Source organism: Microvirga sp. TS319 (genome assembly GCF_041276405.1).
In the GTDB taxonomy this organism is placed as follows: Bacteria; Pseudomonadota; Alphaproteobacteria; order Rhizobiales; family Beijerinckiaceae; genus Microvirga.
The window spans coordinates 886556-912768 of record NZ_JBGGGT010000001.1 but is presented as its reverse complement, the minus strand read 5'-3'; the positions used below and the strand labels follow the sequence as shown (position 1 = coordinate 912768).

The 26213-nt window shown below is 60.0% G+C and carries 23 protein-coding genes and 2 pseudogenes; 10 read left to right on the top strand and 15 right to left on the bottom strand.

Translation table 11 applies throughout. The features are described from left to right. Positions 1-9: 9 nt before the first annotated feature. Positions 10-309 (bottom strand): annotated as a pseudogene (locus AB8841_RS04150) (transposase). 857 nt (positions 310-1166) lie between these two features. On the opposite strand from AB8841_RS04150, the gene AB8841_RS04145 reads away from it, so the two are divergent. From AB8841_RS04145 to AB8841_RS04120, 6 genes are all read left to right on the top strand, one after another. After that, the gene (locus AB8841_RS04145; RefSeq protein WP_370434588.1) at positions 1167-1376 is read left to right on the top strand and encodes a cold-shock protein; all 210 of its coding nucleotides are present in this window, start codon (positions 1167-1169) and stop codon (positions 1374-1376) included. A 113-nt stretch (positions 1377-1489) separates the two neighbouring features. Next, positions 1490-1717 carry a hypothetical protein gene (locus AB8841_RS04140; RefSeq protein ID WP_370434587.1) on the top strand — a complete coding sequence of 76 codons (228 nt, stop codon included), beginning with the start codon at positions 1490-1492 and terminating at the stop codon, positions 1715-1717. Between the two features lie 395 nt (positions 1718-2112). Then, positions 2113-2322 carry a cold-shock protein gene (locus tag AB8841_RS04135; RefSeq protein ID WP_370434586.1) on the top strand — a complete coding sequence of 70 codons (210 nt, stop codon included), beginning with the start codon at positions 2113-2115 and terminating at the stop codon, positions 2320-2322. A gap of 146 nt (positions 2323-2468) precedes the next feature. Beyond that, entirely contained in the window at positions 2469-2630 is a 162-nt protein-coding gene (locus AB8841_RS04130; RefSeq protein WP_370434585.1) for a hypothetical protein, read from the top strand. Between the two features lie 48 nt (positions 2631-2678). Beyond that, positions 2679-2813, top strand: a complete 135-nt coding sequence (locus AB8841_RS04125) for a hypothetical protein (protein WP_370434584.1) — start codon at positions 2679-2681, stop codon at positions 2811-2813. Positions 2814-3057: 244 nt separating this feature from the next. After that, complete coding sequence (locus tag AB8841_RS04120; protein ID WP_370434583.1) at positions 3058-3738, top strand: hypothetical protein; 681 nt, start codon at positions 3058-3060, stop codon at positions 3736-3738. A gap of 57 nt (positions 3739-3795) precedes the next feature. On the opposite strand, the gene AB8841_RS04115 is transcribed toward AB8841_RS04120, so the two are convergent. Together AB8841_RS04115 and AB8841_RS04110 are read right to left on the bottom strand one after the other, a co-directional pair. Beyond that, complete coding sequence (locus AB8841_RS04115; RefSeq protein ID WP_370434582.1) at positions 3796-5439, bottom strand: ATP-binding protein; 1644 nt, start codon at positions 5437-5439, stop codon at positions 3796-3798. Continuing rightward, positions 5436-6026 (bottom strand): alpha/beta fold hydrolase, encoded by a 591-nt coding sequence (locus AB8841_RS04110; RefSeq protein ID WP_370434581.1) that lies wholly within the window; start codon positions 6024-6026, stop codon positions 5436-5438. The genes AB8841_RS04115 and AB8841_RS04110 overlap by 4 nt, the downstream gene beginning before the upstream one ends. A 747-nt stretch (positions 6027-6773) precedes the next feature. On the opposite strand from AB8841_RS04110, the gene AB8841_RS04105 reads away from it, so the two are divergent. Further along, positions 6774-7415, top strand: a complete 642-nt coding sequence (locus tag AB8841_RS04105) for a hypothetical protein (protein WP_370434580.1) — start codon at positions 6774-6776, stop codon at positions 7413-7415. 507 nt (positions 7416-7922) lie between these two features. On the opposite strand, the gene AB8841_RS04100 is transcribed toward AB8841_RS04105, so the two are convergent. Continuing rightward, positions 7923-10496: a PAS domain S-box protein gene (locus AB8841_RS04100; RefSeq protein ID WP_370434579.1), complete on the bottom strand. Its 2574-nt coding sequence runs from the start codon at positions 10494-10496 to the stop codon at positions 7923-7925. 528 nt (positions 10497-11024) lie between these two features. Here AB8841_RS04100 and AB8841_RS04095 point away from each other — a divergent pair. After that, positions 11025-11816 (top strand): PRC-barrel domain-containing protein, encoded by a 792-nt coding sequence (locus AB8841_RS04095; protein WP_370434578.1) that lies wholly within the window; start codon positions 11025-11027, stop codon positions 11814-11816. 454 nt (positions 11817-12270) lie between these two features. Here the strand turns inward: AB8841_RS04095 and AB8841_RS04090 are convergent, their stop codons facing one another. The 10 genes and pseudogenes from AB8841_RS04090 to AB8841_RS04045 all read right to left on the bottom strand — a co-directional run bounded on the left by AB8841_RS04090 (position 12271) and on the right by AB8841_RS04045 (position 20795). Then, positions 12271-12564: a hypothetical protein gene (locus AB8841_RS04090; protein ID WP_370434577.1), complete on the bottom strand. Its 294-nt coding sequence runs from the start codon at positions 12562-12564 to the stop codon at positions 12271-12273. 249 nt (positions 12565-12813) lie between these two features. Continuing rightward, positions 12814-13023 (bottom strand): hypothetical protein, encoded by a 210-nt coding sequence (locus AB8841_RS04085; RefSeq protein ID WP_370434576.1) that lies wholly within the window; start codon positions 13021-13023, stop codon positions 12814-12816. Positions 13024-13198: 175 nt separating this feature from the next. Continuing rightward, positions 13199-13544, bottom strand: a pseudogene (locus tag AB8841_RS04080) (LysR family transcriptional regulator); the annotation flags it as partial. 353 nt (positions 13545-13897) lie between these two features. Then, entirely contained in the window at positions 13898-15208 is a 1311-nt protein-coding gene (locus AB8841_RS04075) for an amidohydrolase (protein ID WP_370434575.1), read from the bottom strand. A 269-nt stretch (positions 15209-15477) separates the two neighbouring features. Further along, on the bottom strand, positions 15478-16491 hold the full coding sequence (locus tag AB8841_RS04070; RefSeq protein WP_370434574.1) for a succinylglutamate desuccinylase/aspartoacylase family protein: 1014 nt from the start codon (positions 16489-16491) through the stop codon (positions 15478-15480). A 50-nt stretch (positions 16492-16541) separates the two neighbouring features. Continuing rightward, a complete protein-coding gene (locus tag AB8841_RS04065) occupies positions 16542-17312 on the bottom strand; it encodes an amino acid ABC transporter ATP-binding protein (RefSeq protein WP_370435529.1) in 771 nt (256 codons plus the stop codon). Between the two features lie 19 nt (positions 17313-17331). Next, positions 17332-17991 (bottom strand): amino acid ABC transporter permease, encoded by a 660-nt coding sequence (locus AB8841_RS04060; RefSeq protein ID WP_370434573.1) that lies wholly within the window; start codon positions 17989-17991, stop codon positions 17332-17334. Next, positions 17981-18640, bottom strand: coding sequence for an amino acid ABC transporter permease (locus tag AB8841_RS04055; RefSeq protein ID WP_370434572.1), 660 nt, complete (start codon positions 18638-18640; stop codon positions 17981-17983). The genes AB8841_RS04060 and AB8841_RS04055 overlap by 11 nt, the downstream gene beginning before the upstream one ends. Positions 18641-18672: 32 nt before the next feature. Continuing rightward, the gene (gene ehuB, locus AB8841_RS04050) at positions 18673-19551 is read right to left on the bottom strand and encodes an ectoine/hydroxyectoine ABC transporter substrate-binding protein EhuB (protein ID WP_370434571.1); all 879 of its coding nucleotides are present in this window, start codon (positions 19549-19551) and stop codon (positions 18673-18675) included. A 44-nt stretch (positions 19552-19595) separates the two neighbouring features. After that, a complete protein-coding gene (locus AB8841_RS04045) occupies positions 19596-20795 on the bottom strand; it encodes a PLP-dependent aspartate aminotransferase family protein (protein WP_370434570.1) in 1200 nt (399 codons plus the stop codon). A 116-nt stretch (positions 20796-20911) separates the two neighbouring features. Between AB8841_RS04045 and AB8841_RS04040 the strand changes: the two genes are divergently transcribed. Both AB8841_RS04040 and AB8841_RS04035 read left to right on the top strand, forming a co-directional pair. After that, positions 20912-21853: a LysR substrate-binding domain-containing protein gene (locus tag AB8841_RS04040; RefSeq protein ID WP_370434569.1), complete on the top strand. Its 942-nt coding sequence runs from the start codon at positions 20912-20914 to the stop codon at positions 21851-21853. Positions 21854-22498: 645 nt separating this feature from the next. After that, complete coding sequence (locus AB8841_RS04035) at positions 22499-23716, top strand: alpha-L-arabinofuranosidase C-terminal domain-containing protein (protein WP_370434568.1); 1218 nt, start codon at positions 22499-22501, stop codon at positions 23714-23716. A 274-nt stretch (positions 23717-23990) separates the two neighbouring features. On the opposite strand, the gene paoC is transcribed toward AB8841_RS04035, so the two are convergent. Then, on the bottom strand, positions 23991-26210 hold the full coding sequence (paoC, locus tag AB8841_RS04030; protein ID WP_370434567.1) for an aldehyde oxidoreductase molybdenum-binding subunit PaoC: 2220 nt from the start codon (positions 26208-26210) through the stop codon (positions 23991-23993). Positions 26211-26213 lie beyond the last annotated feature (3 nt).

The window sequence follows — 26213 nt, the reverse complement described above, 5'->3', positions numbered from 1 at the left end:
CGGCCAATACTACCCTTGCAGACGCCAAGCGGACAACACCGCCAGCGCTCCGGCCGTCAGCATGGAACGCAGGTAACGGTTACCCTGCTTGGTCACCCCGCCGAGCCGCTCCTTGCCACCACTCGAGTTCTGCTTCGGCACAAGAGCATCGACCCAAAAGTGGGCACCGGTTGTGCGTGGAAAGATGCTCAGAAACAGAAACTGACAGCATCGGCTGTGGGTTCGGTTTCACGTCCGACGCTGTAGCCCGATCCAAGCCGCCAGATTACCCCCTGGGGAGAAAGTCTCCGGGTTGGGGACATGCGCCACCAGAGCAGACGCCAGCAGCGGGCCAATGCCGGGGATCTCAGCCAGCCGGCGGCTAACCTCACTGGCTCGGTGGCAGGCAGTGATGCACCGGTCCGCCTCCAGGATCTGACGCTTGTGATCAGCACCAACTGCTCTGCCAACACCAGGATGCAGGCCCGAGCCAGTTCCGGCACGCGCTCATCGCCATCACGGACCATCAACAGCAGTTCATCAATGCCCTCCCGGCCGACCTTCGCCACCAAGCCGAACTCGGCCAAGTGGGCCCGAATGGCATTGGTCAGCATGGTCTTGTGCCGCACCTGCATGAGCCACGCCAGGTGCATCATAAGCCTCACCTTATGGCCCAGGCTCTGGAGCTCGCGCGACCAGTGATGGGCGCTCGCACAGGCCTCGATGCCGATCAGACAAGGCGGCAGGCTGGCGAGAACTTGAGCACCTGCCCCGCCTGACCTGGCGCCGGATCAACACCTCGCCGGTGGCGCTGATGCCGTGTACCTGGAAAACGGACTTGGCGATGTCCGGACCAATGGTGGTGACCGTGCTCATGGGCTGCTCGTGGGCTCGTGGCTACTGACAACAGCCATGCTCCCTCACCCTGGGTGGGAGCCGTCCACAGCATCATCAGCCGACCTTCCGGCATTGTACAGCTTGGCGTTAGATGTAGTTAGATCGGATCACCGTCTTGTAACGCCTCCGAAGTCGTCCTATTGTCCCGATATCGAGACTGGCCGACGACTGAGCTGCTGTGCCTTACCGTGCATCTGCACGGGCGATCTCCCCAAGTATCGATACTCATCCAGCCAAGGCGCTGACGCATCTTGGCTTAGATTGCTCATCAACAGAGAAGGGAGCTCCCCATGGCGACAGGTACGGTGAAGTGGTATAATGAAACAAAGGGCTATGGCTTCATTCAGCCTGACAATGGCGGCAAGGACGTTTTCGTCCATGCATCCGCACTGGAGCGCGCCGGTCTGCGTGGTCTGGTTGAGGGGCAGAAGGTTTCCTATGATGTCGAATCCGACCGCCGCACGGGCAAGGAATCGGCAGGGAACCTGAAGACGGCCTGATCAAACCCTCTGGTCCCTGATTTCGCAAGAGAGGCCGCTCCGACTTGGGGCGGCCTCTGCATTTTGGCCTATGAGGCATCTCGTGCGTACAGCTATGTAAAGGAACCCGAACAATGGCCCGCAAGAAGTCAAAGCCCCTTGAGAGTGGCTATGCTCTCTTCGACGTTCTCTACGAGGATGGCTCCCGCAGCTCGAACCGACGTGTAACGCGGTCCCTTCTGGGTGGGCTCGACGGGGATGAGCCGGCCCGGAAAGCCATCGAGGAGCAGGACAATGCCATCGCGGAGAAAGCCGGCCGGCCCCGCATTCCGATCAAGAAGATTACGCGATCACCCGTCTAGCCTGAACCGCCCCGGCGCTCGGGGGCATGGCTGAGTTTGCCCGGCTGATTCCCGGCGCAGAGCGATCCCTCCCGCCTTCATAGTCATTCCCGGTGAGATCGGAAGATTCCGGGCTCGTCGTCGAAAATCGTTTGGCGTAATGGGAAAGCAAAATAGGGAAGCAAATCCTTCCGCCGCCTGTTCTTCGAGCAATCCCGGCCCACCCTCTTGTAAAAACCCTACTAATCACTATATTTCTATTATCGACTTTGGCCGGACAATCGGGCCGTTTCGCTGTTGGCACTGCCAGGCGCACGTTCAGACACTCTTTCCAAACATCGACGAACCGAGTTGAGGCCGCACTTTCGCGTGCCTTGGCTCACGTGCATCTGCAACAACCGCGAAAGGTTACCCCTATGATCATAGGTACTGTGAAATTCTACAACGACATGAAGGGCTTCGGCTTCATTCAGCCTGACAACGGCGACAAGGACGTGTTCGTCCATGCCACAGCTCTGGAGCGCGCCGGCATGCGCAACCTCGTCGAAGGCCAAAAGGTCTCCTTCGACACGGCCGAGGACCGCCGCTCCGGGAAGATCGCCGTCAACAACATCCAGAAAGCCTAAGGATGCTTGGGCGCATATTATAAGCGCCTCTTCGAAGCCGCTCCCGGGTGGAGCGGCATTTTCTTTGCGACGCTCCATCATTCGATGGCCATACACGTGAGGACGCGATGTACACGTTTCGAAAAGCCCCTCCTGCGAAGTCGGTCATGTTCATGGTGAACTATGACGATGGTCGCACTGCCTATCTGTGGATTGATGATCCAGCAAAGGCGAGCGACACCTGGGCTGTCGGCGTGATTGCCCAAGCCCAGCAAGAGCAAGGCTCCCTGCCGGAAGGCACGATCACCAGCATCCGGCGTGTCCGATAGTCTCGGCGCGGATCAGATGAGGCATCCGTATTGAGTTCAATGAGTGGAATGAAGCCGAACGAATTAAGCGAGCGGCTGAGCGCCGTCAGAGACGCAAAGCAGGCCATGCCGCCAAGTTCCGTCAGCGGCCAGGGCCAGATGATCCAGCGGTTGCCGAACAGCGGGCTGCTCGAGCAGCCGTGAGCGCCGCGCGGGGTATCGAATTGCCTGAATGGGAAGCACATCGCGCAGCCGACGAGGCCCGTAAAGCACGGAAGTGGCGCTCACATCCAACGGTATCGCATGAGCGATATCTATTTGGCCACGATCATCAGCAAGAGAATGTGACGCGCTGGCCAAAGGCATGGATGAGCCTGTGTCCATTGATCCGCGTTCCCGACTTGTGCATGGTCCCGCGAAATAGGCAGTGCTATCCGAAGAGCGTTTCATGATTCCCTGGGTCTTACTCGACACGGCAAAAATTCCGGGCGACCGGGACGATTTGCGCCTCAAGCGGCGTGGGGCCGAGTTTTCCATCATGCTGGGCAGCAACGAGTTGATGAACAGCCGCCTCAGTGGATCCGAGGAGGCGCTGGCCAGACTGTCTTGTCTGAGACTTCAGGGCCGCGAGCACCCACGGATCCTGATCGGTGGGTTGGGGATGGGCTTTACGCTCCGCGCTGCGCTCGCCGAACTCGGCCCCGATGCTCAGGTTACTGTGGCTGAACTGGTACCCGCCGTCGTGACATGGGCCCGCGGTCCCATGGCCGAAGTATTCGGCGATAGCCTTGCGGATCCGCGCGTCAGCATCGTCGAAGGGGATGTCGGTGGCCTGATAAGATCGAGCCGGTCCGCTTACGATGGGATCCTGTTGGATGTCGACAACGGGCCCGAAGGGCTGACACGCCGGGCCAATGACAGCCTCTACGACGTGTCGGGGCTTCATTCCGCTCGGGCAGCCCTGACTCCTGGGGGCGTCCTTGCCGTATGGTCATCCGCACCGAATAGAACCTTTACCCAGCGCCTGCGCAAGGCGGGATTTGGTGTGGATGAGGTCAACGCTCGCGCTCACGGAACGCGTAAGGGCGCAAGACACACGATCTGGATTGCAACCAAACAGGGTGGCTAACCTGCGTGGCAGGCGCAAAGCGAGAGCAACGATGCCACCTGTTCTTCACGATTTTGCCTATGTCCGCTTGCGCAGCTTGCTAGACGCCTTGCGAAGCACGCGTGACAATGCCTCAACGGAATAGGGCTTCTGCAACAGCTCGAAGCCGTGCCCTCCCTCGGCAAGCACGTGGCTGTACCCGCTCGTCAGCACCAGTGGCAGATCGGGGTAGAGCCGTTGCACGTGGCGGGCCAACTCCACACCATTCATGCCCGGCATCACCACGTCCGAGAACACAATATCATGGGCGCTTGGAGACTTCGCCAGCTCATCGAGCGCCGCTTGGGCATTCTCGACCCACGTCGTGTGATAGCCCAGCTCGGCCAGGGTCTGCGTCACGAAGGTGCCGACATCCCGATTATCCTCGACCACCAGCACGCAGGTGCCGGACCCGTCTTCGGTGTTCTCCTCCTCTGGAGCGGGCACTCCGAGAGCGGCTGTGACGCGGGGCAGGTACAGCGTGAATGTAGTGCCTTGGCCGACTTCGCTCTCGACGATCACCTGCCCGCCGGACTGCTTGACGAACCCGAACACCTGGGACAATCCGAGGCCGGTGCCTTGGCCAACACCCTTTGTCGTGAAAAACGGCTCGAAGATCTGATCAATCCGATCTGCCGGGATGCCCGAGCCCGTGTCGGCGATTGAAATCGCCACGTAAGGAGCCTTGACCGCCGCATGTCTGCGGATGGCGGGCATTGTCTCGGCCGGCCACACGGTGATCGTGATCTGGCCCTCACCGTCCATCGCGTCACGCGCGTTGACCACGATGTTGATCAGCGCCGTGTCGAACTGACTCGGATCGGCGCTGATGAAACACGGCTCATCGGGCAGGTAGGTGATGATCTGGATCCGCGCCCCGGTCAGCGTGCCGACCATGTCGCTGAGCATCCGAACGGACTGCCCTGCATCGAACGTCTCCGGCTTGAGGGCCTGGCGCCGGGCGAAGGCCAGAAGCTGGCTCGTGAGCTTGGCGGCCCGGTCTACGGTATCGGAGATCGCGGCGACATAGCGGGCCCGCCGCTCCTCTGACAGGTTCGGTCGCTTGAGGAGATCCGTCGACGACTTGATGACCGTGAGCAGGTTGTTGAAGTCGTGCGCCACGCCCCCGGTAAGCTGGCCCACCGCCTCCATCTTCTGGGATTGGCGCATCGCCGCCTCGGCTTTGAGGCGCTCGGCGACCTCCTGATGCACCCTCTCCTCCAGTGTCTCGTTCAGACGCTTGAGGTTCTCGACGGCCTGCTCGGCCTTTTGGCGCGAGAGAAGCAACTCTCGCTCGTATTGTCGCCGGTCGGCGGCATTAAAGAGGGTGATGCGGTTGACGACAGGCTTCCCGCCCGCGTCCCGCTTTTGGACGGCATTGGCGAGAACCGGCAAGGCGCGTCCGTCGGCTCCAATCAGATCAAAGGCGACCTCGTTCACAAAGCCCTGCATCCGCAGGAGCGGCGCGAAATGGGTGTCGTAGAAGATCCTGCCGCCGATGCTCAGAAGGTCCTGGAAGCACTTGTTGCCGACAAGGCCCTGCCGCTCCATACCGATCCAGGTGAGGCAGGTTTGGTTGGCTCTGATGATAGTGCCATCCGGCAGGGTCGAGAGGTAACCGCACGGGGCGTTCTCGTAGAGCTCCTCCGGAGTTTCGTTGATCGCGTTTGGGTCTATGTTCACTCGGCCGCCGCCTTGTTAGGAACCGAACCGCGCAGAAAGGCTTCCATGGCGGCAATCGTCTCCTCGGGTGCACTCAGGTTCGGACAATGGCCTGTTGCCGTCATCAGGACGAACTCACTGCCCGGCAGGTTCTCGAGGTGGTTGCTGTCGAGGGAATCCAGCAGACCCGCGATGTCCTCCTGCTTGAACCCACCCACATAATCGTCATCGTCCATGTAGCGTGGCGAGGGGCCGATGAGCACAAGACGATCGAGCCGCTCGGCCTCCTGGATGGCAGCGAGAACCCCGATCATGGCACTGACCGAGTGGCCGACGAAGATGACGTCCTTGAGGTTCAACTCGCGGCAGATCGCCAGGACGTCATCAGCATAGCCCTGGAGGGAACCGTATCGGGCTTGATCGAAAGCGGCAGCATCGGACTGCCCGTGTCCAACATAGTCGAAGAGAATGACCTTGTAGCGGTCCTGGAAAGCAGGGGTGATGAACCGCCACATGTTCTGATCGCAACCGAAACCATGGGCGAAGATCATCGGCTGCTCGCCATGACCGACGACCTTGACGTTATGGCGTGTGAGAACGGCAGACATGGCGCTTTATACAATTTTGAGAGACCAACAGGCAGGAACGCTCACTGATGGGGGAGCGGGTTACGAGCCATGCCATTGAAGTCCACCAAGTAGGTGTGCTGGCTCATATTTCAACGCACAAGGATTGCACATCAGCCAACCAGCCCAGCTTCATCGTCAGCATATGGGATGAGCTAGACACGTTGTGATCCGGGTCGCGCCCTCCTTGGTCGTGGAATACCCCGAAGCGCCAAGAACTGCAGTGGGGAAGCGACAGGCACTGTCAGCTTAACGCTTTTACCTGCAATTTTCGGTGTTTAGGTTCGGTGTTGGTCACGCATTTTCAATAGCTTTGAGATGCCGGGGAATAGCTGAAATCGCAGGGAAACGGCCTCTACGTGGTTAAGTTGACGGTGCCTCTGCTTCATCCCTCCCGTCAACTGGGGCCATAGCCCCATGGGAGGAAGGAAAGAGTTGCGATAGAACTGGCTGTACAGGTCGAGAATGTCGGGGTTGAATATACGAATGCAGCCGCTCGCCCCCGGCTCGCCGATAGTGTCGGGCTTAGTGATGCCGTGGAAGTGGTGGAGTGGTCCAGCGCGGATGTAGCTGGCAGCATGGGTACCTCGGAGCCATCCGAAAGATCGCCGCCGCCCAGCAGCGCCCCAGAAAAAGACCGAGCATAGTCCCAGCCTTGAACCAACTCGGATATCAGGCCGTTGTACCTTTTACCTGTCGAGCCAGATGAGCAGCATCGGAGATTATTGCATGAAATCTCCAGACGATGCGGTCACAATGCTCGACGCCTTGATTATGGCCACCCGAGGCGGGAGCATCCGACGCATTGTCATCAGCGGCGCGATGGCCAATGCACCAACCGTCAGGCTTTCGCCAGGACAGTCCCTGCGTGGTGCGGACGAACAATCCTTCATCAGTTTCGCCGATGGCAATGATGGCCTTCAACTTTCCTTAGACAAGCGAGTTCACCAGGCTTGTCTCAATGTTTCCGCGGACAGGCGCGCAATCTTCAACGACACCAGCGTGGACGGCCTGTGGCGGATCGAACTGCGTGGCGTGACCACGCTCGGCCGTGGTCAGATCCCTGCGCGCGACAATGTGCGGAGCGGGCATGTCGACGTGAGTGGCGTTGACATCCTGGAGACCGACGTGATCGTCAGCGCGGATCCCGTCCGTCTCTCGGCCAGCCGCAACGGCGCACCGGTCCTAGGTTCTGGTATCTTCGTGAGCGGCGCCGGCGACAAGGGCGGCCGGCTGGCCGTACGCCGCCGGAGACTGAGGCGATCTACAGCGATGGCCGGATCACCGGCGGCATCCCGACGAACGGACCCGGTGGCTCTCCTATCGAACAGCATGGCGCAATCGAATCCTTGGGCATTACAGGAGGCGTGACTGCGGCGTGGGGCGGCTTCGATGCGATCTGGCGTGTCTCGGGCACGAGACGCAGCAGCGCTGCCGTTGCTCTGCTCGTCTATGTCGCAATGTTCATTGGGGTCCGTGACCTTATAGGAGCTTAGGCAATCAGGAGGGAGACATGGGATTTGCAAAATGTGTTGCCCTCATGATGGCTCTCGCGGCCGGCCCATGATGGAATTCCTGCACCGTCACCGCGGATGACGGCATTCCGGTCGAGCCGACCCACGAAAGCGTGAGAATCTATGGGGCAAGCTGTGAGTGGTCTCTTCGGACAGGTGACAACCAAGGCCATTCCATAACAGTGCAACGACAGGCAGGGCCAAGAGCGACATTGTTGCCCCACATTTCCTCATGCTCTCGCAAAGGTGTTGTGGCCGGGCAATTGGAGGACTGGCGGAGAACTTCGGCGAGCCAGGCACGAATACGGTCGTCAGACCTTTGGCGCGGTTCGGGATGCAACCCCGCCCGTTCCCGGCGGTTCCTTCAGCTCAGCTCCGGCGAGCGCCCGGATCCGGCCGCATGAGCTTGGGCGGCACCGAGCCCGCGCGTCACGCGCCGGAGCACCCGCGAGACATCGTCGACCGCATAAGGCTTGTGCAGCAGCTCGAAGCCGTGCCGTCCCTCCTCGGCCAGCACGTGACTGTAGCCGGAGGTCAGCACCACCGGTACCCCGGGATAGCGCCGGCGGATCTCCCGGCCCAGATCAACCCCGCTCATCCCCGGCATCACCACGTCCGAGAACACCACGTCGAACCGCCCGGCATCCTCGTCCAGCAGCCCAAGCGCCTCACCCGCATTCGCCGCCCAAGTGGTCTCGTAGCCGAGATCCTGGAGGAGCTGCGTTGAGAAGCGACCGACCGCGATGTTGTCCTCGACCACCAGCACCCGGCACCCGCGGCCTTCCTCGTCAGAGGCTGATGCACGGTCATCGTCCCCGGATTCCAACGCCACATCTCCCTCGGTCCGCGGCAGGTAGAGTGTGAACGTGGTCCCCACGCCGACATCGCTTTCCACGGCGATGTCGCCCCCAGACTGCTTCGCGAAGCCGTAGACCTGACTCAGGCCCAAGCCCGTACCCTTGCCTACTTCCTTGGTGGTGAAAAAGGGCTCGAAGATCTGTCCCAGCCGCTCGGGCGGGATACCGCATCCGGTGTCACCGACCGACACTGCCACGTACCGGCCGGGCCCGCCCGCATGGCCCCGGATCGAAGGCATCCGAGACAAGGCCCTGACGTGCACCTTCAGCGTCCCCTCGCCATTCATGGCATCACGCGCGTTCACGGCCATGTTCACGAGAGCCGTCTCGAATTGGGTGACGTCCGCTTCCACGCGGCAGCGCTCGCAGGCCAACTCGGTGATGATCTGGATACGTGCGCCCACGATGGTGCGCAGCATGTCCGCAATCGCTCGAATGCGCTCGGGCACATCGAACACCTCAGGCTTGAGCGCCTGCCTGCGGGCGAAGGCCAGCAACTGGCCTGTGAGCTTGGAGGCGCGGTCGACCGTGTCCGAGATGGCTTCGATATAGCGGCTGCGCCGCTCCTCGGGCAGGTTGGGTCGTCGCAGAAAGTCGATGGAGGAGCGGATGATCGTGAGCAGGTTGTTGAAGTCATGCGCCACCCCGCCCGTGAGCTGGCCCACAGCCTCGAGCTTCTGCGACTGGCGCAGAACGGCTTCGGTCCGTTCCCGCTCGGCAACGGCAGTGGCGATGCGCCTCTCCAACTCCTCGTTGAGGCGGCGAAGGGCCTCCTCGGCCTCCTTGCGATCCGTGATGTCGAGCGCGAACTCGACCACTTCGTCGCCGACCTCGCGTGGCGCGAACAGACCCCACCAACGTGATCCGTCCTTGCGGAAGTACTGCTTCTCGTACGGCGTGGCCTCGCCGAGCGTGGTCACCTCCTCGACAGCCCGCCAGGAGGCGGGATGGAACTCCTCCGGCGTGAGCTCCTGCCAAGTCTTGCCGAGCGCCTCCGCGCGGCTGAAGCCGGTCATGCACAGGAACGCGTCGTTGACCTCGGTCAACGCGAAATCCTTGTCCCAGAACATCACGCCCACCGTGCTGATCGCGAAGGCGGTCCTGAGACGCTCCTCGCTGCGGCGGCGCGCCTCCTCGGTGCGCCGCCGCTCGGTCTGGTCGAGCATCGAGCCGATCATCCGGACCGCGCGCCGCTGGGCGTCGCGTCTGACGAAGCCCCGGTCGAAAACATTGGCTTCAGATCCATCAGCCCGCAGGAAGCGATACTCCGCACTCCAGTTCTCATGATCCGACGCGATGACATCCTCGATGCTCGCGACCACGCGCTCGCGGTCATCTGGATGGATGTGGTCCTTCCACCAGGAGGGAGCTGTCGCGACCTCGGCGTACCCGAAGAGCGTGGCGAGGGCCTCGCTCCAGAAAATCCGATTGGACGCGAAATCCCAATCCCAGATCACGTCGTTGGTGGCCCTGGCGGCCATCCGGTAGCGCTCCTTCGTCTCGTGTAGCGCCGCCTCGTCCCGGACACGTTCCAAGGCGACGCCGAGCAGATTGGCGAAGCCTTGGACGAAGGTGATGTCGGCCTCGGTGAATCGGCTCCCGATCGTGCTGTCCACCTCCAGGACGCCGTAGTGCTCGCCCGTGGTGACGATCGGCACGTTGATGGCCCGCTTGATCCCATGCTCCGCGAGGATCTGCGGCGTGCGGAAGCGATCCTTGTCATCCAGATGGCTCGAGATGACCGGCTCGCTCCTCCGGAAGGCATAGCCGGTGGGGCTGTCCAGATCGGCACCGGTCCGCGATCCGACCACGTCAGGCCTGAAGCCGACGCTGGCCCGAACGACAAACTGGTCTTCGTCGGGCAGGTACTCCATGGCCTTGCAGAAGCGGGTGTTCAGTCCCTCGGCGCAGAGCCGCGTCGCCTCCTGGAGCAGGACCATGAAGTCGCGGGTTTCGAGTGCAAGGCGTCCGAACCGGGTCAGCAGCTCCTGCTGACGTAGGCGGTAGGCGCGTTCGCCGGCCGAGATGTCTGTCGGCTCTGGGGAGGGGTAGGTGGAGACTGCCGGTTGCTCGTCTTTCATGCGTGCCGTCCTGCGTCGAGTGCACATAGACGTAACGCGCAAAACAGCGCCAAGTCTCCGACTGGGGCCGGCGCAAGATCTGATAGGGTTGTTCCCCCACGGCCCCGCTGTGTCAAAGGGCAGCGTTACGTCGACACAGACAAGAGAAGGGACCATAAGGATGTGTGGGACGTCTGATGACAGATCAATTTAGAGGCGGCCATCTCAACACGTTTACCAACCCGTCGATGAGGACTGCCCTCAAACGATCCATCGCTGCCCCACAGAACCTCACGCTTTCGACGATTGCCGCCAAGTTCAAGTAAACTTGGTCCCTGTACCTTGATCATGCGTGCTCAATTCGAGGCTGCAACACCTTAAGGGTTCAAAGGCAGCCATGCCAGCGCGCTTGTCCAACCGCGTGTCTGGAGCCGTACACCTTATGCACCACACCCAAGCCTCAGGGTACGTTGAACGCTAGGCTGGTCACAGGAGTTGGAAGCACGTCGCCCCAAAAAGTCAGATCTTCATCTCAACAGGAGAGTGACCATGGACGAGAAACAGAGAACAGGACCTGGGCAGGCGGGAAGCGTGCAGTCCAACGCTGCAAACCAAGCAGGCGGCGGTAGAGACACGGCCCAAGGGAGCGCTCAAGGAAGCGGGGGCTCACCTGAAGGCCTGGTCGATCAGGCGAGAAACACCGCCGCTGATCTTGCCGGCCGTGCCTCCGATGTCGCCCGTGAGGCTTACGATCAGGGTCAACGGTACGTCCGCCGGGCCGGCGAGCGGCATCCTCAGGCCCAGCGCTACTATGAGCGAGCCACACAGTCCATCGAGCACCAGTTCACAGAAGCCCCCCTCGTATCGCTGCTGGCGGTCGGCGCGGTCGGGCTTGGCATGGCCTGGATCATTGGCGGTCTGACAAGAAGGCAGGAGCGTACGCCAGTTCGTGGCAGGCCCCGCAGGGGCTACCCTGGTCAGCGCTCCGGCAAGCCTTTGATCGAGAGCGACCGGGTAGAAGGAACCGCTGTCTATGATCAGAGCGGCAAACGCATCGGCACCGTCGAGCGGATCATGATCGACAAGATCGGTGGACGTGTGGCCTATGCAGTGATGTCGTTCGGCGGCTATTTCGGCATGGGCGCGGACGAATACGCCGTTCCCTGGCGCATGCTCGATTACGATCCGCGCTTGGAAGGGTATCGCATCCAGATCACGGCAGAGCAGCTTCGGCGTGCGCCGAGCCTCTCCGGTAGCCGCAGTCGGGACTGGCCGGATCGGGAGAGCGAGCAGGGACTGCACGACTACTATCAGGTCAGTTATTACTGGCTCATGCCCTGATGGTCTGAACAGGCAAGCGGCAGAGGCGTGCCATTCCCGGTCCGCTCAGAGGACGGGGACTTAAGCTTGACGGGCCGTTCACGGAGCGGTCCGGCGTGGCTGCGGTGCGGCCGGGACCTCGCGGGAGAGCCGCCCATTACCGATGATCCCGCAGGGTTCATGAGTCGGGTGGAGGCTCGTTAGCTGCGCAGAGGGCGGTGGGTGGACGAAAGCCTTGGCGGAAGGGATCTTCCTGTACCCGGGCCATCTCCGGATTATTGGCGCATCTCATCGTGCGGAAAACCGGGTCCACTTTTCGCGAGCGCGGCCCGCCGGGTCCGCACGATGCGCGAGGCGCCCTACTCTGCGCGAGAGACCAGTCCCAATGCCCCATGCACGCTTCTGACGGCTCTCGTTCATCGATCCTCCTGGCAGATCGTACATTCCGGAAATGGGTTGCCTGAAGTCAGATCGGCTATGTGACCACACTCCCAGCAGGCATAGAGGCCGCCGGCAAGCCCCGTCTCTCTGCGGCGGTGGCTCCGCAGCGATCCTTCGATCTCCCCTCCGGCAGCACCGGCAGGCCAGCGCGGACGCTCTCCTGCGGTTGCCGGAAGACGCTGATCTTCCCGCTTGGCTCCAGATCGAAGGGGGCGAGCTGGCCCATGCCGCACTTGCCGATCGTGCGGACCATGACCAGGGCAAAGAAGTAGACGATGGAGGTACGCAGCAGGATCCGATGCAGGTCGAACGTGTAGGCTCCCTCCATGGGCGAGGCTCCTGCGACAACTGTGGAGCTAACACCCAAGCTGACGCTTCTGTTTCAGGGAACGTTCGTTCCGGTGTTGGGAGCTCTAGCAATCAAGCGGAGCGCGCGATGGCCGCACGGCATGGCTACGTATAGGTTCGCTTAGTTGAGGCTAGGACTGTGGTGAGGGGTATCCTTCGGGCCTTTTCAGGCTCGTTGGATCATGGGACGCCCTGGTGAAGTGACCAGCCTGGCGGGCTTTCTCAGGTTCTAAGCCGTTGCTGCCAGCAGGAACTCGTCCCGAGCGCCGCACGGACCCCGCACCCGCAGACGTCCCATCGTGAGAACCCGCTTGAGACGGGCAACCCGCATCTCGATGCGCTTGCGGCCCTGGCGCGACCGCTCACAGGCTGGCGTGCCGGCCAGTGCACGGGCGACCTCCCCGGCATGCTCGTCGACAATGTCTCGTTCGGCAATCACGAGCCGCCGTTTATGAGGACTTTTTCAACCCATTAGAGAACGAAATCGGCCAGGAGCCGCCATTCGCACTTTGTCTCAGCAGAGGGGCCGCCGAGGCGTCAAGCTTCGGCCAGCAGCCTCTCTCTTCATGCTGAGAGCGGGATCTACGGCCTTGACTTAGTGTCCATCACTCCGGTTATGCCGAAACCTTGATGAAGTCGAGCATCGCCCTCAGCGGCCCGGGCACAAGACGCCTCCCAGGGTAATATAGATACGGCCCCGGAAAGCTGAGCCACCAGGGTTCAAGAACAGGTTGAAGGGCACCACTCTCAAGGTGCGGGCGCAACCAGTCTTCAAAGAGATAGATGATGGAGATAGATGATGCCGACACCGGCAAGTGCCGCCTCAACGGCGAGATCCGTGGCTGAGCCCAGACTCACCAGAAGTGGCCCTCTCGGTTCAATTTGTATCGCTTCACCGTCACGTTCGAACTCCCATGACGACATCGCCCTACTGTTGAACCGGCCACGGAGGCAAGCATGGGCGTGACTTCCAAGAGCTTGGCCCGATCAACACCGTCACTCGTGGATGATATAAGAAGATACTCGCGCGATCCGGCCGCTTGAAGTTGGAGCGACACGCCTTCGTCACCAGCTGCATCAGCTCGCGGTCGAGGATCAGGCGATCGGGTTTCCTGTTGCTGTTAGCGACCATCTCCTCCACGACTTGGCAGAAGTCATCCAGCTTCTCAAATGCCCCTTCCCTGCCTGCGGGCGAAGAACGGGATTGCCTGAAGGCCGCGGCCTGAATGGCGGGACCCTGGCGCCCCGGATCTTGGGAGCACCTGGGGTCCTGCGGAGCCGATACACCGGCTCTTGGTTGACGTTCTGGTCGGTCAGTCTGTTTTAGCAGAGGCTAGATAGTTCACTGTCACGGCAGCCAATGCCCTTACACCGACGACCAAGGCCTTGTCGTCGACGTAGAAGTTCGGACTGTGGTTCGGAGCCGCTTTGCTCGGATCCTGATCTTTTGGCACGATACCGAGATTAAAGAACATGCCGGGGACCTCGTTTAGGAAAAACGAGAAATCCTCGGAGGCTCCGGAGCGCTCGGTCACCACGACATCCCCATCCGCTGCCCTTTCGAGTACCGGTGCCATGCGGGCTGTGACTTTGTCGTGATTCACGAGCGGATCATAGAGCTCAATGACCTCAACCTCTGCCTTGGCGTTTGCACTCTCTGCGATGTTCTCGGAAATTTGCCGGATATCGTTATGAACCTGTGCCCGTACGCCGGCATCATAGGTGCGGATCGTGCCGCTCATCTCCACCGTTTCCGGAACAATGTTGAATCGTGAGCCGCCATTGATGGTCGAGACGCTCACGACCGTCGGTGATTTCATCAGGTCGGTCCGGCGGCTGACCACCGTCTGGAGACCGAGCACAATCTGAGAGGCTGTCGTGATCGGATCAACCGCCCGCCATGGATAGCCTGCATGGCCTTGCTTTCCTGTGACCTTGATGCGCAGCTCATCCGCGCTCGCATTCGCCGCTCCCGCTCGGTAGCCGATCCGGCCGCTTGGCAGCCCTGACGTGACATGCAGCCCAAAGACCGCATCCGGCTTTGGATTCTGCAGCACGCCTTCCTTGATCATCGCCTTGGCACCCCAGACCTTGCCCGTGAAGGCCGCATAGAGGCTCGGCCCCTCCTCGGCAGGCTGGAATATGAATTTTACTGTGCCAGGCAGCTGATCCTTCATGCCGGCAAGCACTTCGGCCACCGCCATCAGGATAGCCGTGTGCGCGTCATGGCCACAGGCATGCATGACATCGACATCACGACCGAGATACTTGCCTTTTGCCATGGAGGCGAAGGGCAGGCCTTGTGGTTCTTTGACAGGCAGGGCATCCATGTCGGCTCGCAACGCCACAACCGGGCCGGGCTTCGCTCCCTTGAGCACGGCAACTACACCTGTCTGTGCGACGCCGGTTCTTACGTCGAGTCCGAGCTTTGAGAGATGCTCGGCCACAAGACCTGCCGTCCGGGTCTCCTGCTCCCCGAGTTCCGGGTTCTGATGAATGTCACGTCGCCAGGCGATCAGTTTGTCCTCAATCTGTGCCGCCCTGGAGCGGATCTGTTGCTCGAGATCGGGAACAAGGGATTGGGCCCTGGAAGGGGAAGTCGATACCCCGGCAAGGACGATCATCGAAGTTGCAAATGCAAGTGTCCGAAGAGGATGTGGCATGGCTCTGTCTCCCTGTTCGTCATCAGCGTGCCGAAAAATGGGAAATCTGGAAAGAGCCATGCTGCCCGTGGAAGATGCAGATCTGGTATTCGAAAAATACCCATTGAGGGTATGAATTCCTGCCCTAGTCCCACTCCAACTATCCCACGACCGGCTATCATCAACCGGCTCGGCTGTGCCTTCACGTCGACTTGCTGAATTGCCGATGCGCGGGAGGTCAATGTCCGACGTCAAGAGTCATTCAGATCGGACATCAGGTTGTACAGGCAGTCACCTCGCGCGGTGAGAGTGGGAAAGCGTCGGCAACTGACCACCCCACTTGCGGGAAAGCGAAGCCTCAGGGGCTCACGCAGCGGGTTGTCATAGAAGTAGATGTTCCCTGCCGCTTGACCTTCCTCTACCTTATCGCCGACGTTGACGAGCGGTTCGAACAACCCGTTCTCGGGTGAATAGATTGCGGATGTCCGTCCAAGGGACCTCATTAGGCGAGACCCGGTTGATGCGTTCACCTCGAGTTTGGTGACCACACCGTAGTGTTTGAGGACTCGTCTGACACCATCCTCAGCAACCTTTAGGCCGCGGGGGGAGAGAGTTGCTCCTCCGCCGAGTTCCGTTGTTAGGGCGGGTATTCCACGCTTCTCAGCTGCTGCGTAGAGTGTGGTAGATCCACCGCCTCCATCGCCGTCCGTCAGTACGCTGACCGGTGCGCCAAATGCAGCCAGCAACTCCCTTACCGCCCTCTGGTTCGGGGCTGTTAGGCCGGGCCGCGCGAGCGCAAGCGGCAGGTAATCGAGAGAGCGGCCACCGGAATGCAGGTCGATAACCACGTCCGCCATTGGGAAGAGGACGTCATCGATATAGTGCGCAAGCATTTCCGTCGGCGAGCCATCAGACCGTCCCGGAAAGAGACGATTGAGGTTCCCCTCGTCGATCGGTGAGACGCGGCGGCCTGCTGCCACGGCGGGGTAGTTCAACGCCGGCAGAATAATGATCCGCCCGTTGACGTCGGACGGGGCAATCTCCTGAGCGAGCCTGATCAACGCGATCTGGCCTTCGTACTCGTCTCCATGGTTACCTGCGGTAAGGAGGATCGTCGGACCAGACCCGTTCCGGATACACAGCAGGGGGATGGGAAGCCAACCATAGGCGGATATGTCCGAGGAGAAGGGTAACCGCAGATAGTCGGACTGCCTCCCATCCTGTTCGAAATCAACGGTGGTCCAGATTCTACTAGTGGTAGGCACGGTGTGATCTCCTCGGGCCGGAGCTATGAAAGGTCTTCGTGATCGGCGCTTCAGAGGATCTGCCGAAGGAATGTCCTCGTCCGCTCGTTCTTTGGATTAGTGAAGAAATCCGATGGTGACGCCTGCTCGACGATGCGTCCCCCATCCATGAAGACAATGGCATCGGCTACCTTCCGGGCGAACGCCATCTCATGGGTCACGCACAGCATGGTCATGCCGTCACTGGCGAGTTCGGTCATGACATCGAGCACTTCATTGATCATTTCAGGATCAAGGGCTGAGGTCGGCTCGTCAAAGAGCATGACTTTCGGGCGCATGCACAGAGCCCGCGCGATAGCGACACGTTGCTGCTGCCCCCCTGAAAGCTGGCTCGGATACTTTCCTATCTGCTCTGGGATCCGGACCCGCTCCAGATAGTGACGTGCAATCTCTTCTGCTTCGTGGCGAGTCATGCCCCGGGCCCGGCGCATTGCCAATGTGCAGTTCTGAAGCACAGTCAGGTGAGGAAAGAGATTGAAGTGTTGAAAGACCATACCCACGTCGCGGCGCAGGTCGTGTAGCGCCCATGTGTTCGGGTCTACCTCGGAACCGTGAATGAAGATCTGTCCCCGCTGGTGCCGCTCTAGCTGGTTGATGCAGCGGATCAGTGTGGATTTCCCAGAGCCCGAGGGCCCGCAAATAACGATTTGCCGGCCGCTCTCAACCTGAAGATCAACGTCCTTGAGGACATGGAACGACCCATACCACTTGTTCAGGGCAATGATTTCTATGGCGGCCTCCGACCCATGAACGTCAGAGCGAGGACTGACCGCGGCATCGATCTGCATACTAGGAGTTCCTTCAACGTCTTGCGGACTTCAGGAGACGCATCTCCATGAGCCGGACCAGTTGGGCCACCGCTACGGCGAGGACAAGGAAGACAACACCGACGGTCAGCATGGGCTCGGCATACCGGAACGTGTCCGACGCAATCTCCATGGCTTCCCCGAGCATCTCGGGCACAGCAATGATCGCTAGGTACGGTGTCGCCTTCAGAACCGATACAAAGTAGTTTCCCATGGGAGCCGCGATGTTGCGCAGCATCTGCGGCGCTATGACAAAGGCAACGATGTCCAGGCGCTTGAGACCAAGTGACTGAGCTGCCTCGAACTGGCCAACGGGAATGCCGTCAATACCGGCCTTGAAGACTTCGGCCAGGTAACCACTGTAATAGACGCTCAAGCCCACGATCCCCACGACGAACGACGGAAGGGTGACACCGTAGAAGGGCAACACAAAATAGAGGAAATAGAGTTGCACCAGAAGGGGCGTGGAGCGGATGAAATCGATCACAAACCGCATGACGTAGGACAGCGGCCGACTGGAACGACGTGCGATCTCCCAAAGGAACCCCAACAGTGCTGCGCCAGCGCAGCTTGCCACTGTGACCCAGACCGTCGTCCATAAGGCGGAGAGAATGAGCGGCAGACTTTCGATCGCGAAGGCGAGGTTAAATTTCACCTTGGTTCCTTTCGCTAATCGCTACGCGCTTCTCGACCCAGCGACCGAAGATCGTGGCCGGGTAGCAAACAATGAAGTATGCCACGAGGAGCGCCGTATATGTCCCAACCGGGTCATATTGCAGCTGTGAGATCTCCTTTGCGCGAAAGGTCATGTCGGTCAGTGTAATAAGCGAAACCAAAGCGGTTCCCTTAATGAGCTGAATGAACTGATTGATGAAGGTCGGCGTCATCGCCTTGAACGCCTGCGGCAGCTCTATCAGGATCAGAATGTGAAGACGGCGCAGACCAAGTGCCTTTCCGGCCTCAACCTGCCCGGGGTCGAGAGATTGAAGCGCAGCTCGAACCGCCTGACTGCCATAACCGCCGATATTGAGGCCGAGAGCCATGGCAGCCACGGTGATCCCGGACAGCGTGATTCCAATAGTTGGAAGTGTATAATAGAAGACGAACAGCAGGACGATGACCGGCGAGCTGCGCCAGAACTCGATGACCGAAGTCACAGCCAAGCGTGTCGGTCCCCTCGTGAAATGCTGCAGGATTCCAAACACGAGGGCAAAAGGTACGGCGTAGGCCATTCCCCACATAGTGACGGAGGCCGTGACGCCGAACCCTTCAAAGATACCAACCAGGATGTCGGCAAAGCTCATTCTAAGGCATCCTCATTGGTTACCAGAGCATATTATCCCTTACAGACGTCTGCGGTCTTGATGTCAGGAGCCAGCTCGGCGTCGGTGAAGCCATAGGTCTCCATAATCTTTCGTACCGTGCCATCGGCCTTCAGCTTTGCGAGCCTCTCGTTGAAAAGATCCCGAAGGGCGGCATCGTCGCTGCGGAACGCGATTGCCGTGTACATTGCCGCAGGCCGGCCGTCCTCTTTCATCAGGCCGGTGAACGGCGTTGCCCTTTCAAGACCCTTGACGTTCTTGTCCTGAAGAAACGAAACCACGCTCGGGGCGGAAAGTGTCGCAGCATCGGCGCGGCCGCCGATCACCGCCGAGACCAAGTCCGTCGTTTCATGCAGTTGCAGAATCTGGTCCTCAGGAACACCTGCGGCAATGGCGTTCTTGGTGTTCTCCGTGCCTCTTCCGCCAGCAAGCCGGAGCTTCGAGTTCTTTGCGAAATCGGCATAGCTGTGGATGTTCTGCGGGTTACCCTGCTTCACGATGAGGCCGTCGCCGACCGCTAGATCCGGTTCACTGAAGATCACTTCCTGGCAACGCTTCGGAGTAATGGCAATGCCGGATGCAATCATGTCAAACCGGTTGGCGTTCAGGCCCGGAATAAGGGCGCCGAACTCGGTAATGACGAAGTTAATTTCCTTGATGCCGAGCGGTTCGAGAGCCGCCTTAACGAGATCCGGATGATACCCAGCTACTTCGCCAGTGCTGCTGCGAAAACCCCAAGGTGCCCGGTTATGGATCCCGATGGTCACCTTTCCTGACGCTAGGCGATCCTTCGCTCCCGACTCCGCATGCGCTGCGGGCCCGATCCCAAGCGCCATGAGCGCGGCTGCTGCGAGGCTCGCCTTGATCGATACTCTTCTCGTCATCTTCAGCATCACATTTCCCTCTGTTTGTTGCGTGACTATCTGAACGTGGTTTCTCAAGTGGACTGAGTAGCCTGAATGGCCGCTATAGAGCGCCGGTTCAGATAGTTGAAGAACCGGTCGAGATCATCCCGAAGATCGGCGAACGATTCCACGCCGATACTGACGCGCAGGACGAGGTCCTCCCCGTTCCAGGGCTTCGCCGTGCGGTTTGCCTTGACAGGCATCGGAGCGACCAGGCTCCGCGTCCCGCCCCACGACGCGCCGATTACAAATACTTTGAGTTCATCGAGCGCCGCGAAGACGCGTGGTGTTGCATCGGATGTAAAGACGATCCCGAAAACACTGCTTGCACCTTTGAAGTCGCGTTTCCAGATTTCGTGACCCGGGCATGTGCTCAAAGCAGGGTAGAGAATTCGATCGACAGAAGGTTGTTCGACGATCGATGAGAGCAAGCGCTTCGTGATGTCGGACGAGTATTGGAGCCGGATAGGCATCGTCTCCATTCCACGCAGAACCAACGAGCAATCGTCAGGCGATACTCCAATGCCAAGACGGCTGAGTTTTCCCTTGATGGCTGCGGCTGCGGCCTGGTCGCGAACCGTGATTGAACCCATCAGGACATCGGAGTGACCAGAAAAATATTTTGTCAGTGCTTCGACGACAATGTCGGCACCATGGGCGAGCGGCTTGAAGTACAACGGGGTTGCCCAAGTGTTGTCACACGCAAGTAAGGCTCCATGCCGGTGGGCGATGTCTGCAAGGCGAGCCATATCCTGAACCTCCATCGTCGTGGAGCCCGGTGACTCGGCCCAGATCAGCCGGGTCTTATCGCATATGATCCGCTCCAGGCCGTCAGGAGCCATGGGGTCGTAGAATGTGATATCGATTCCAAGGCGACGCAGGTCACGCTCCGCAAAGTCGCGCAGGGGCGGATAGACCGTATCGGCGATGAGAATACGATCTCCAGCCTGAACGAATGACAGAATGGAAACCGTAATAGCTGCCTGTCCGGATGGGACGAGAAATGTCCGAAGCCCTTGTTGAAGAGCCGTAATCTTCTGTGCGAGCGAGCGAGACGTCGGCGTGCCCGACAAGCCATAGCTATACCCATCCTCCCCACGCTCGTGGCGGGCCTGGTAGCTCTTGGCGTCAGGAAAAGGGATGGTGGAGGCTCGATAAACCGGGATTCCCAAACTCGCGAAGCCATCGCGGCTTGCTTCTGACGAAATCACACAATCGGTCCAATCGCTCATACACGTTATCCTTGCTGAGCCAAAACTAGACCATAGCTGCCTTATTCCGTCCAATATGATAATTGCGGCAGTCTATTCTCCCCGGTTATAGGGCTCAGCTTTGAAATGGAATAACCATGAACCAACGACAGATCGACGTGTTTCACGCCGTTATGACGGCCGGTACAGCATCGCGGGCCGCAGAGGTTCTCCGGATCTCGCAGCCGGCCGTCAGCAAGGCAATTCAGGAACTGGAGCGGTCTATCGGGTTTCCGCTCTTCGAAAGGCTCAAGGGCCGAATGATCCCGACCCCGGAGGGCAAGCTCTTTCAGCGGGAGGTCGAGGCGTCCTTCCTCGGGATGGCACACTTGCGCACGGCAGCTGCCAGAATACGTGACTTCGGCTCCGGCGAAATCCGAATTGCAAGCCTGTCGGCGTTGAGCACCAACATTGTCCCGCAGGCCCTTCGCCAGTTCCGGAACAGGCATCCACAGGTCGCTATCACGCTCCAGGCGCATCTTTCGGCGACCATCCGCGACCTGATCGCTTCAGGGCAGTTCGACCTTGGGATCGCAGCAGACGAGGTGGATGTAACCGGTGTAATCGCCCGACCATTTATGACGTGTAGAGCATGTCTCGCGATATACCCAGGGCACCGCCTGGAGAATGTCGACATTGTGACGCCGGATCATCTGCACGGCGAGGAGTTCATCGCACTGGCGCCAGAGGATACGACACGACGAGAAGCTGACGCCATTCTTGCTGCAGCCAGCGTCCAAACGCGGGTCGTCCTCGAAACGCCTTTTTCCTCGACTGTCTGCTCGATGGTCCACGCCAGGCTCGGATGCGGACTCGTTAATCCTTTGACAGCAGAGGTTTATGTGAACAATGGTCTCATTCTGAAGCCATTCGCGCCAGCTGTGCACTTTAGGACCCTTTTGCTTTTCCCGCTTACGCCACGGCCTTCCCAAATCCTGCAGGATTGCATTCAGGAACTCGACCAAGTTGCCTTAGAGGTTTCCCGGCGCCTAGCCGATCCCAAGCGACCTAGAACTGGTGCCACGCCCCAGACGAAATAATCCGAGGAGCGGACTCCGTCGCTAATTTTGGATGCGGACAGAAGGAGGGTCATTCTCCCTGCAGGCCTCGCGCAGCCACGAGCTTGAACTGCCCGGCGAGGGATGATTGTGACCCACGGGCGTATTTCGCCTGTCCTTTGCGCATCAAGTGAACCGTCTCAATCCCACTCGGATCAAGTCATAAGCCAGGTACCGCCGAACTCAGATCAGGATCACCGAACAATCGAAAGAACGGCCCGTTAACATCGTTCGCCTTCGAAACTTGCCGGAGGCGCAGACCGAATTGAGTTACTAAGGGGTTTGCAAGCGATCCTTCTGTTTCTCGTGGCGCAATGCTGGATCATCAGGGCCATGCGCCCGAAAGCTGGGGTCAGATAATTCCAGGAGTATGCCATGCCTCGGATTACAGTTGACCCTACTCCGACATTCTCTGTCTCGCCGCGCCTTTACATGCAATTCATGGAGCCTCTCGGTACCACCGATGCCTCGGTCGAGGCTGCCTGGGACTATAACACTGACGAGTGGCGCAGAGACTTCGTTGCAACAGTCCGCGACATGGCTCCTGGTGCCATACGGTGGGGTGGGATCCTGACCAGTTATTGGAGATGGCAAGAGGGCGTCGGTCCCAGCGCGTGCCGGAAACCCATGTTCAATTACCGCTGGGGAGGCGTGCAGCCGAACCGAGTTGGGATTCACGAAATTCTTGGTTTGTGTGAGGAGTTGGGAGCCGAGCCTATCATTGCTGTCAATTTTGCGAGTGACGGTCGGCCCGAATACGTCAACACGATCCGTGGGGAGAGGAGGATGGGAACTGCCCGAGACGCGGCGGATCTTGTCCACTACTGCAATAATCCAGATCACAGCGAGCGCCGGACAAACGGCCGGACTGAGCCGTGGCGGGTCAAGTTCTGGCAGATTGGCAACGAGACGTCCTATCCAAAGGCAGGCCATCGCTTCAGCAGCGCAGAAAATGCTCGTGAATACAGAAGTTTTGCCGAAGCCATGCGGTCTGCTGATAGCTCAATCCGGCTTATCGGTTGGGGAGATCAGGAGAGCGATACCGACAAGTGGTGGGCGGAGGATCTCCTGCGCGAATCTGGAGATCTTGTCGACTTGGTGGCACTTCACATGATGCACCAGAAGCCAGACAGTCCAAATACGGTTTTGAGAGGGCGTGAGTATCGGAACGATTATCAAGCAAGCTGGACCGAGCTTTGTTCGATGTATGATAAGGTTGATCGCAAACTCACCGAAGCTCGAAACGTCATCCAGGCAATAGACGCTTCACAACGCGTGGCGATCACGGAGGGGCATCTCTCCCTCCAGCCATGCAACAAATGTGAAATCCTTCGCGAATGGATTTCAGCTCTCTACCACGCTAGGGTCCTGAACCTTTATGAACGCAACGCGGACTTCGTTGATATTGCGACGTTGGCTGATTTCGTGGGGGTATCTTGGTTGGTCAATACGGTGATGCTTGGCTCCCCCCGAGAGTCTCCCTATCTGCTCCCAGTCGGACACGTGATGCGGCTTTTCAGAAAGTACGGTGGCGACGCCGCCCTCAATGTGACAAGCGAGGGATCAACACTGGATGTGACAGCGAGCCGAAGCGGCCAGACTCTTTATCTGCATGTAGTCAACACCGACCTGCAAAGTGCAACAAAGGCCGAGCTTACTGTGATTGGGGATCAGCCCAGATCTGCCGTAGCTCATCAAATTGCGCCTGATGATCTATCGACTGCAATCGATACCACTGCTCTGAATGTGTTTGACGTGGAGACATGTTCGGTGCCGGTCGAGAATGGAACGATTGCCTGGCGTTTCCCAAAAGCGTCAGTGACAGCGCTCGAAGTCCAGGTTTGAATTGAATGTGCCTGCCGAAACCGACAGAAATGGAAGTCGCTGCTCCTATAGGGCGTCGTCAAGGTCGCGGCGCAAGGGCCGGTCCAGAGCAAGAAACGCAAGGGTCACGACGAGTTTCCTGATGAGCCCGCCCCTAACCCGTTTGCTAGCGCATCGTGCGAAAAAGTGGATCCGGTCTTTTGCACGATGCACTCTTTCCAAGAAGAGAGTATCGAAAGATCCGTCTGCAATGGCGCGGAGTCTACAAGATTGGCGCCAAGGCGTGAAGCGCGTCTCAGACAGCCTCGGGCAGGCGATCGATGAGCTTGTCGAGCGTGAGCGGATAGTCACGCACGCGGATGCCGGTGGCATTGTAAACCGCGTTCGCGACCGCCGCTCCGACGCCGCAGATGCCAAGCTCAGCGACGCCCTTGGCCTTCATCGGTGAGGACATCGGGTCAACCTCATCGAGAAAGACGACTTCCTGGCGCGGGATGTCGGCATGAACCGGGACCTCGTAGCTCGCAAGGTCGTGGTTGACAAAGAAACCTCGCCGCTTATCGACGGCCAGTTCCTCCATCAAAGCCGCCCCGGCTCCCATGGTCATCGCGCCGATCACTTGGCTCCTCGCGGATTTCGGGTTGAGAATGCGCCCAGCCGCGCACACCGCGAGCATACGCCGGATCCGAACCTCTCCCGTCGCTGCGTCAACCCCGACCTCAACAAAATGAGCCGCGAAAGTCGACTGCTGGTGTGTTTTAGCGAGATCGCCGTACTCGATGGCGTCTTCCGCGACAAGCTCGCCCGCGCGTGCAGCCTCGGCAAGCGGCACGCTGCGGTTGCCCGATCGCACGTCTCCGTCCGAGAATACGGCATCGGCGGCATTGAAGCCGAGCTGCTGCGCGACGGCTTCGCGCAGTTTGACACAGGCCGCGTAGACACCGGCGGTCGAGTTGTTCGCGCCCCACTGGCCCCCGGAGCCGGCGGAAGCCGGGAAAGCCGAGTCACCGAGCCGGACGGTCACCTTGTCCAAGGCTATGCCCATCATTTCGGCCGCCGTCTGGGCAATGATGGTGTAGGAACCGGTCCCGATGTCGGTCATGTCGGTCTCGACCGTGACCCCTCCCTGGCTGTCGAGCCGGACCCGCGCTGCGGACTTTGTCAGGAGATTGTTGCGGAAGCCTGCCGCTACGCCCAATCCGACGAGCCAGCGTCCGTCCCGCACCTGAGCAGGTCGGGGATTGCGCATATCCCAACCAAAGCGCTCGGCGCCAAGGCGAAGGCAGCCCACGAGATCGCGATGCGAGAAGCGACGGTCGAGTTTCTCTGGATCGACCTGAGTGTCGTTCAGGATCCGAAAGTCGATCGGATCCAGGCCGAGCCTTTCCGCCATCTCGTCCATGGCGACCTCAAGCGCCATCATGCCGGGCGCCTCGCCCGGTGCGCGCATCGCATTGCCTTCTGGAAGATCGAGCGCAGCGAGCCGCATCGCCGTCAGGCGGTTTGCGCCCGCGTAGAGGAGCCTTGTTTGGGATACTGCCGTCTCGGGCTTGCCCTCAGCCAGATTGCCGGAGGTGCTCTCATGCGCGATTGCCGTAATCGTGCCGTCACGATTCGCGCCGATGCGGATGCGCTGGATCGTGGCAGGCCGATGGGTGGTGTTGTTGGCGACGAGCGGGCGGGTGAGTGCCAGCTTGACGGGTCTTCGCGCCGCTCTGGCACCAAGCGCTGCCAGCACGGCATCGGCCCGAATGAATAGCTTCGCTCCGAAGCCACCGCCGATATAGGGCGAGTCGAGCCGAACGTTCTCTGCGCTGATGCCGAGGATTTTCGCAATGCTGCCTTTGCCCCAGGCGATCATCTGGCTCGATGTCCAGAGGGTCAGCCGATCGCCGTCCCATGCTGCGATGGTGGCGTGTGGTTCCATCATGGCGTGGCTCTCGTCGGGCGTCGTGTAAGTCTCGTCGAGCTTCACTGCCGCTGCCGCGAAAGCATCCTCGAAGTTGCCAACACGGGCTTCAGGAGGTCCGCTGCTTCCCTCACCACTGTCGTCCCCAATGAGCGGGGCGTGTGGCGCCTCCGCGGCAAGGTCGAACTTGCCCATCTCGGGCTGGTAGTCGACGCGGATCAGGTAGGCTGCGGCGCGGGCCTGCTCGAAGGTCTCCGCGACCACCACGGCGATTGCTTGGTGGTAATGCTGAACGACCGGTCCGCCGAACAGGTAGGCGGCATTCATCTTGCCGCGCTCCAATCGGGGCATGTCGAGCGTCGTCACGATCGCCAGAACGCCTGGCGCGATCTTGGCCTCCCCCAGATGCATGGCAACAATGCGGCCTTTGGCGATCGCAGAACCCAGCACGAAGCCATAGGCTTGGCCTGGCACGACATCGTGCCGCTCGTAGGCGTAGGGCGCCTTGCCGGTCGTCTTGTATCGCCCATCGATCCTGTCGGTGGGCCGTCCGACGACCTTGAGCTGGTCGATCGGGTTGGTGTCGGCGGGAGTGTCGAACCGCATGTC

What these genes read in the sequence shown, in the direction of transcription:
- AB8841_RS04145 (WP_370434588.1), top strand. Translation starts at nt 1,167, where the DNA reads ATGGCGACAGGTACGGTGAAGTGGTATAATGAAACAAAGGGCTATGGC.
- AB8841_RS04140 (WP_370434587.1), top strand. Translation starts at nt 1,490, where the DNA reads ATGGCCCGCAAGAAGTCAAAGCCCCTTGAGAGTGGCTATGCTCTCTTC.
- AB8841_RS04135 (WP_370434586.1), top strand. Translation starts at nt 2,113, where the DNA reads ATGATCATAGGTACTGTGAAATTCTACAACGACATGAAGGGCTTCGGC.
- AB8841_RS04130 (WP_370434585.1), top strand. Translation starts at nt 2,469, where the DNA reads ATGTTCATGGTGAACTATGACGATGGTCGCACTGCCTATCTGTGGATT.
- AB8841_RS04125 (WP_370434584.1), top strand. Translation starts at nt 2,679, where the DNA reads ATGAAGCCGAACGAATTAAGCGAGCGGCTGAGCGCCGTCAGAGACGCA.
- AB8841_RS04120 (WP_370434583.1), top strand. Translation starts at nt 3,058, where the DNA reads ATGATTCCCTGGGTCTTACTCGACACGGCAAAAATTCCGGGCGACCGG.
- AB8841_RS04110 (WP_370434581.1), bottom strand. Translation starts at nt 6,026, where the DNA reads ATGTCTGCCGTTCTCACACGCCATAACGTCAAGGTCGTCGGTCATGGC.
- AB8841_RS04105 (WP_370434580.1), top strand. Translation starts at nt 6,774, where the DNA reads ATGAAATCTCCAGACGATGCGGTCACAATGCTCGACGCCTTGATTATG.
- AB8841_RS04100 (WP_370434579.1), bottom strand. Translation starts at nt 10,496, where the DNA reads ATGAAAGACGAGCAACCGGCAGTCTCCACCTACCCCTCCCCAGAGCCG.
- AB8841_RS04095 (WP_370434578.1), top strand. Translation starts at nt 11,025, where the DNA reads ATGGACGAGAAACAGAGAACAGGACCTGGGCAGGCGGGAAGCGTGCAG.
- AB8841_RS04090 (WP_370434577.1), bottom strand. Translation starts at nt 12,564, where the DNA reads ATGGAGGGAGCCTACACGTTCGACCTGCATCGGATCCTGCTGCGTACC.
- AB8841_RS04075 (WP_370434575.1), bottom strand. Translation starts at nt 15,208, where the DNA reads ATGATCGTCCTTGCCGGGGTATCGACTTCCCCTTCCAGGGCCCAATCC.
- AB8841_RS04055 (WP_370434572.1), bottom strand. Translation starts at nt 18,640, where the DNA reads ATGAGCTTTGCCGACATCCTGGTTGGTATCTTTGAAGGGTTCGGCGTC.
- ehuB (WP_370434571.1), bottom strand. Translation starts at nt 19,551, where the DNA reads ATGCTGAAGATGACGAGAAGAGTATCGATCAAGGCGAGCCTCGCAGCA.
- AB8841_RS04045 (WP_370434570.1), bottom strand. Translation starts at nt 20,795, where the DNA reads ATGAGCGATTGGACCGATTGTGTGATTTCGTCAGAAGCAAGCCGCGAT.
- AB8841_RS04040 (WP_370434569.1), top strand. Translation starts at nt 20,912, where the DNA reads ATGAACCAACGACAGATCGACGTGTTTCACGCCGTTATGACGGCCGGT.
- AB8841_RS04035 (WP_370434568.1), top strand. Translation starts at nt 22,499, where the DNA reads ATGTTCAATTACCGCTGGGGAGGCGTGCAGCCGAACCGAGTTGGGATT.
- paoC (WP_370434567.1), bottom strand. Translation starts at nt 26,210, where the DNA reads ATGCGGTTCGACACTCCCGCCGACACCAACCCGATCGACCAGCTCAAG.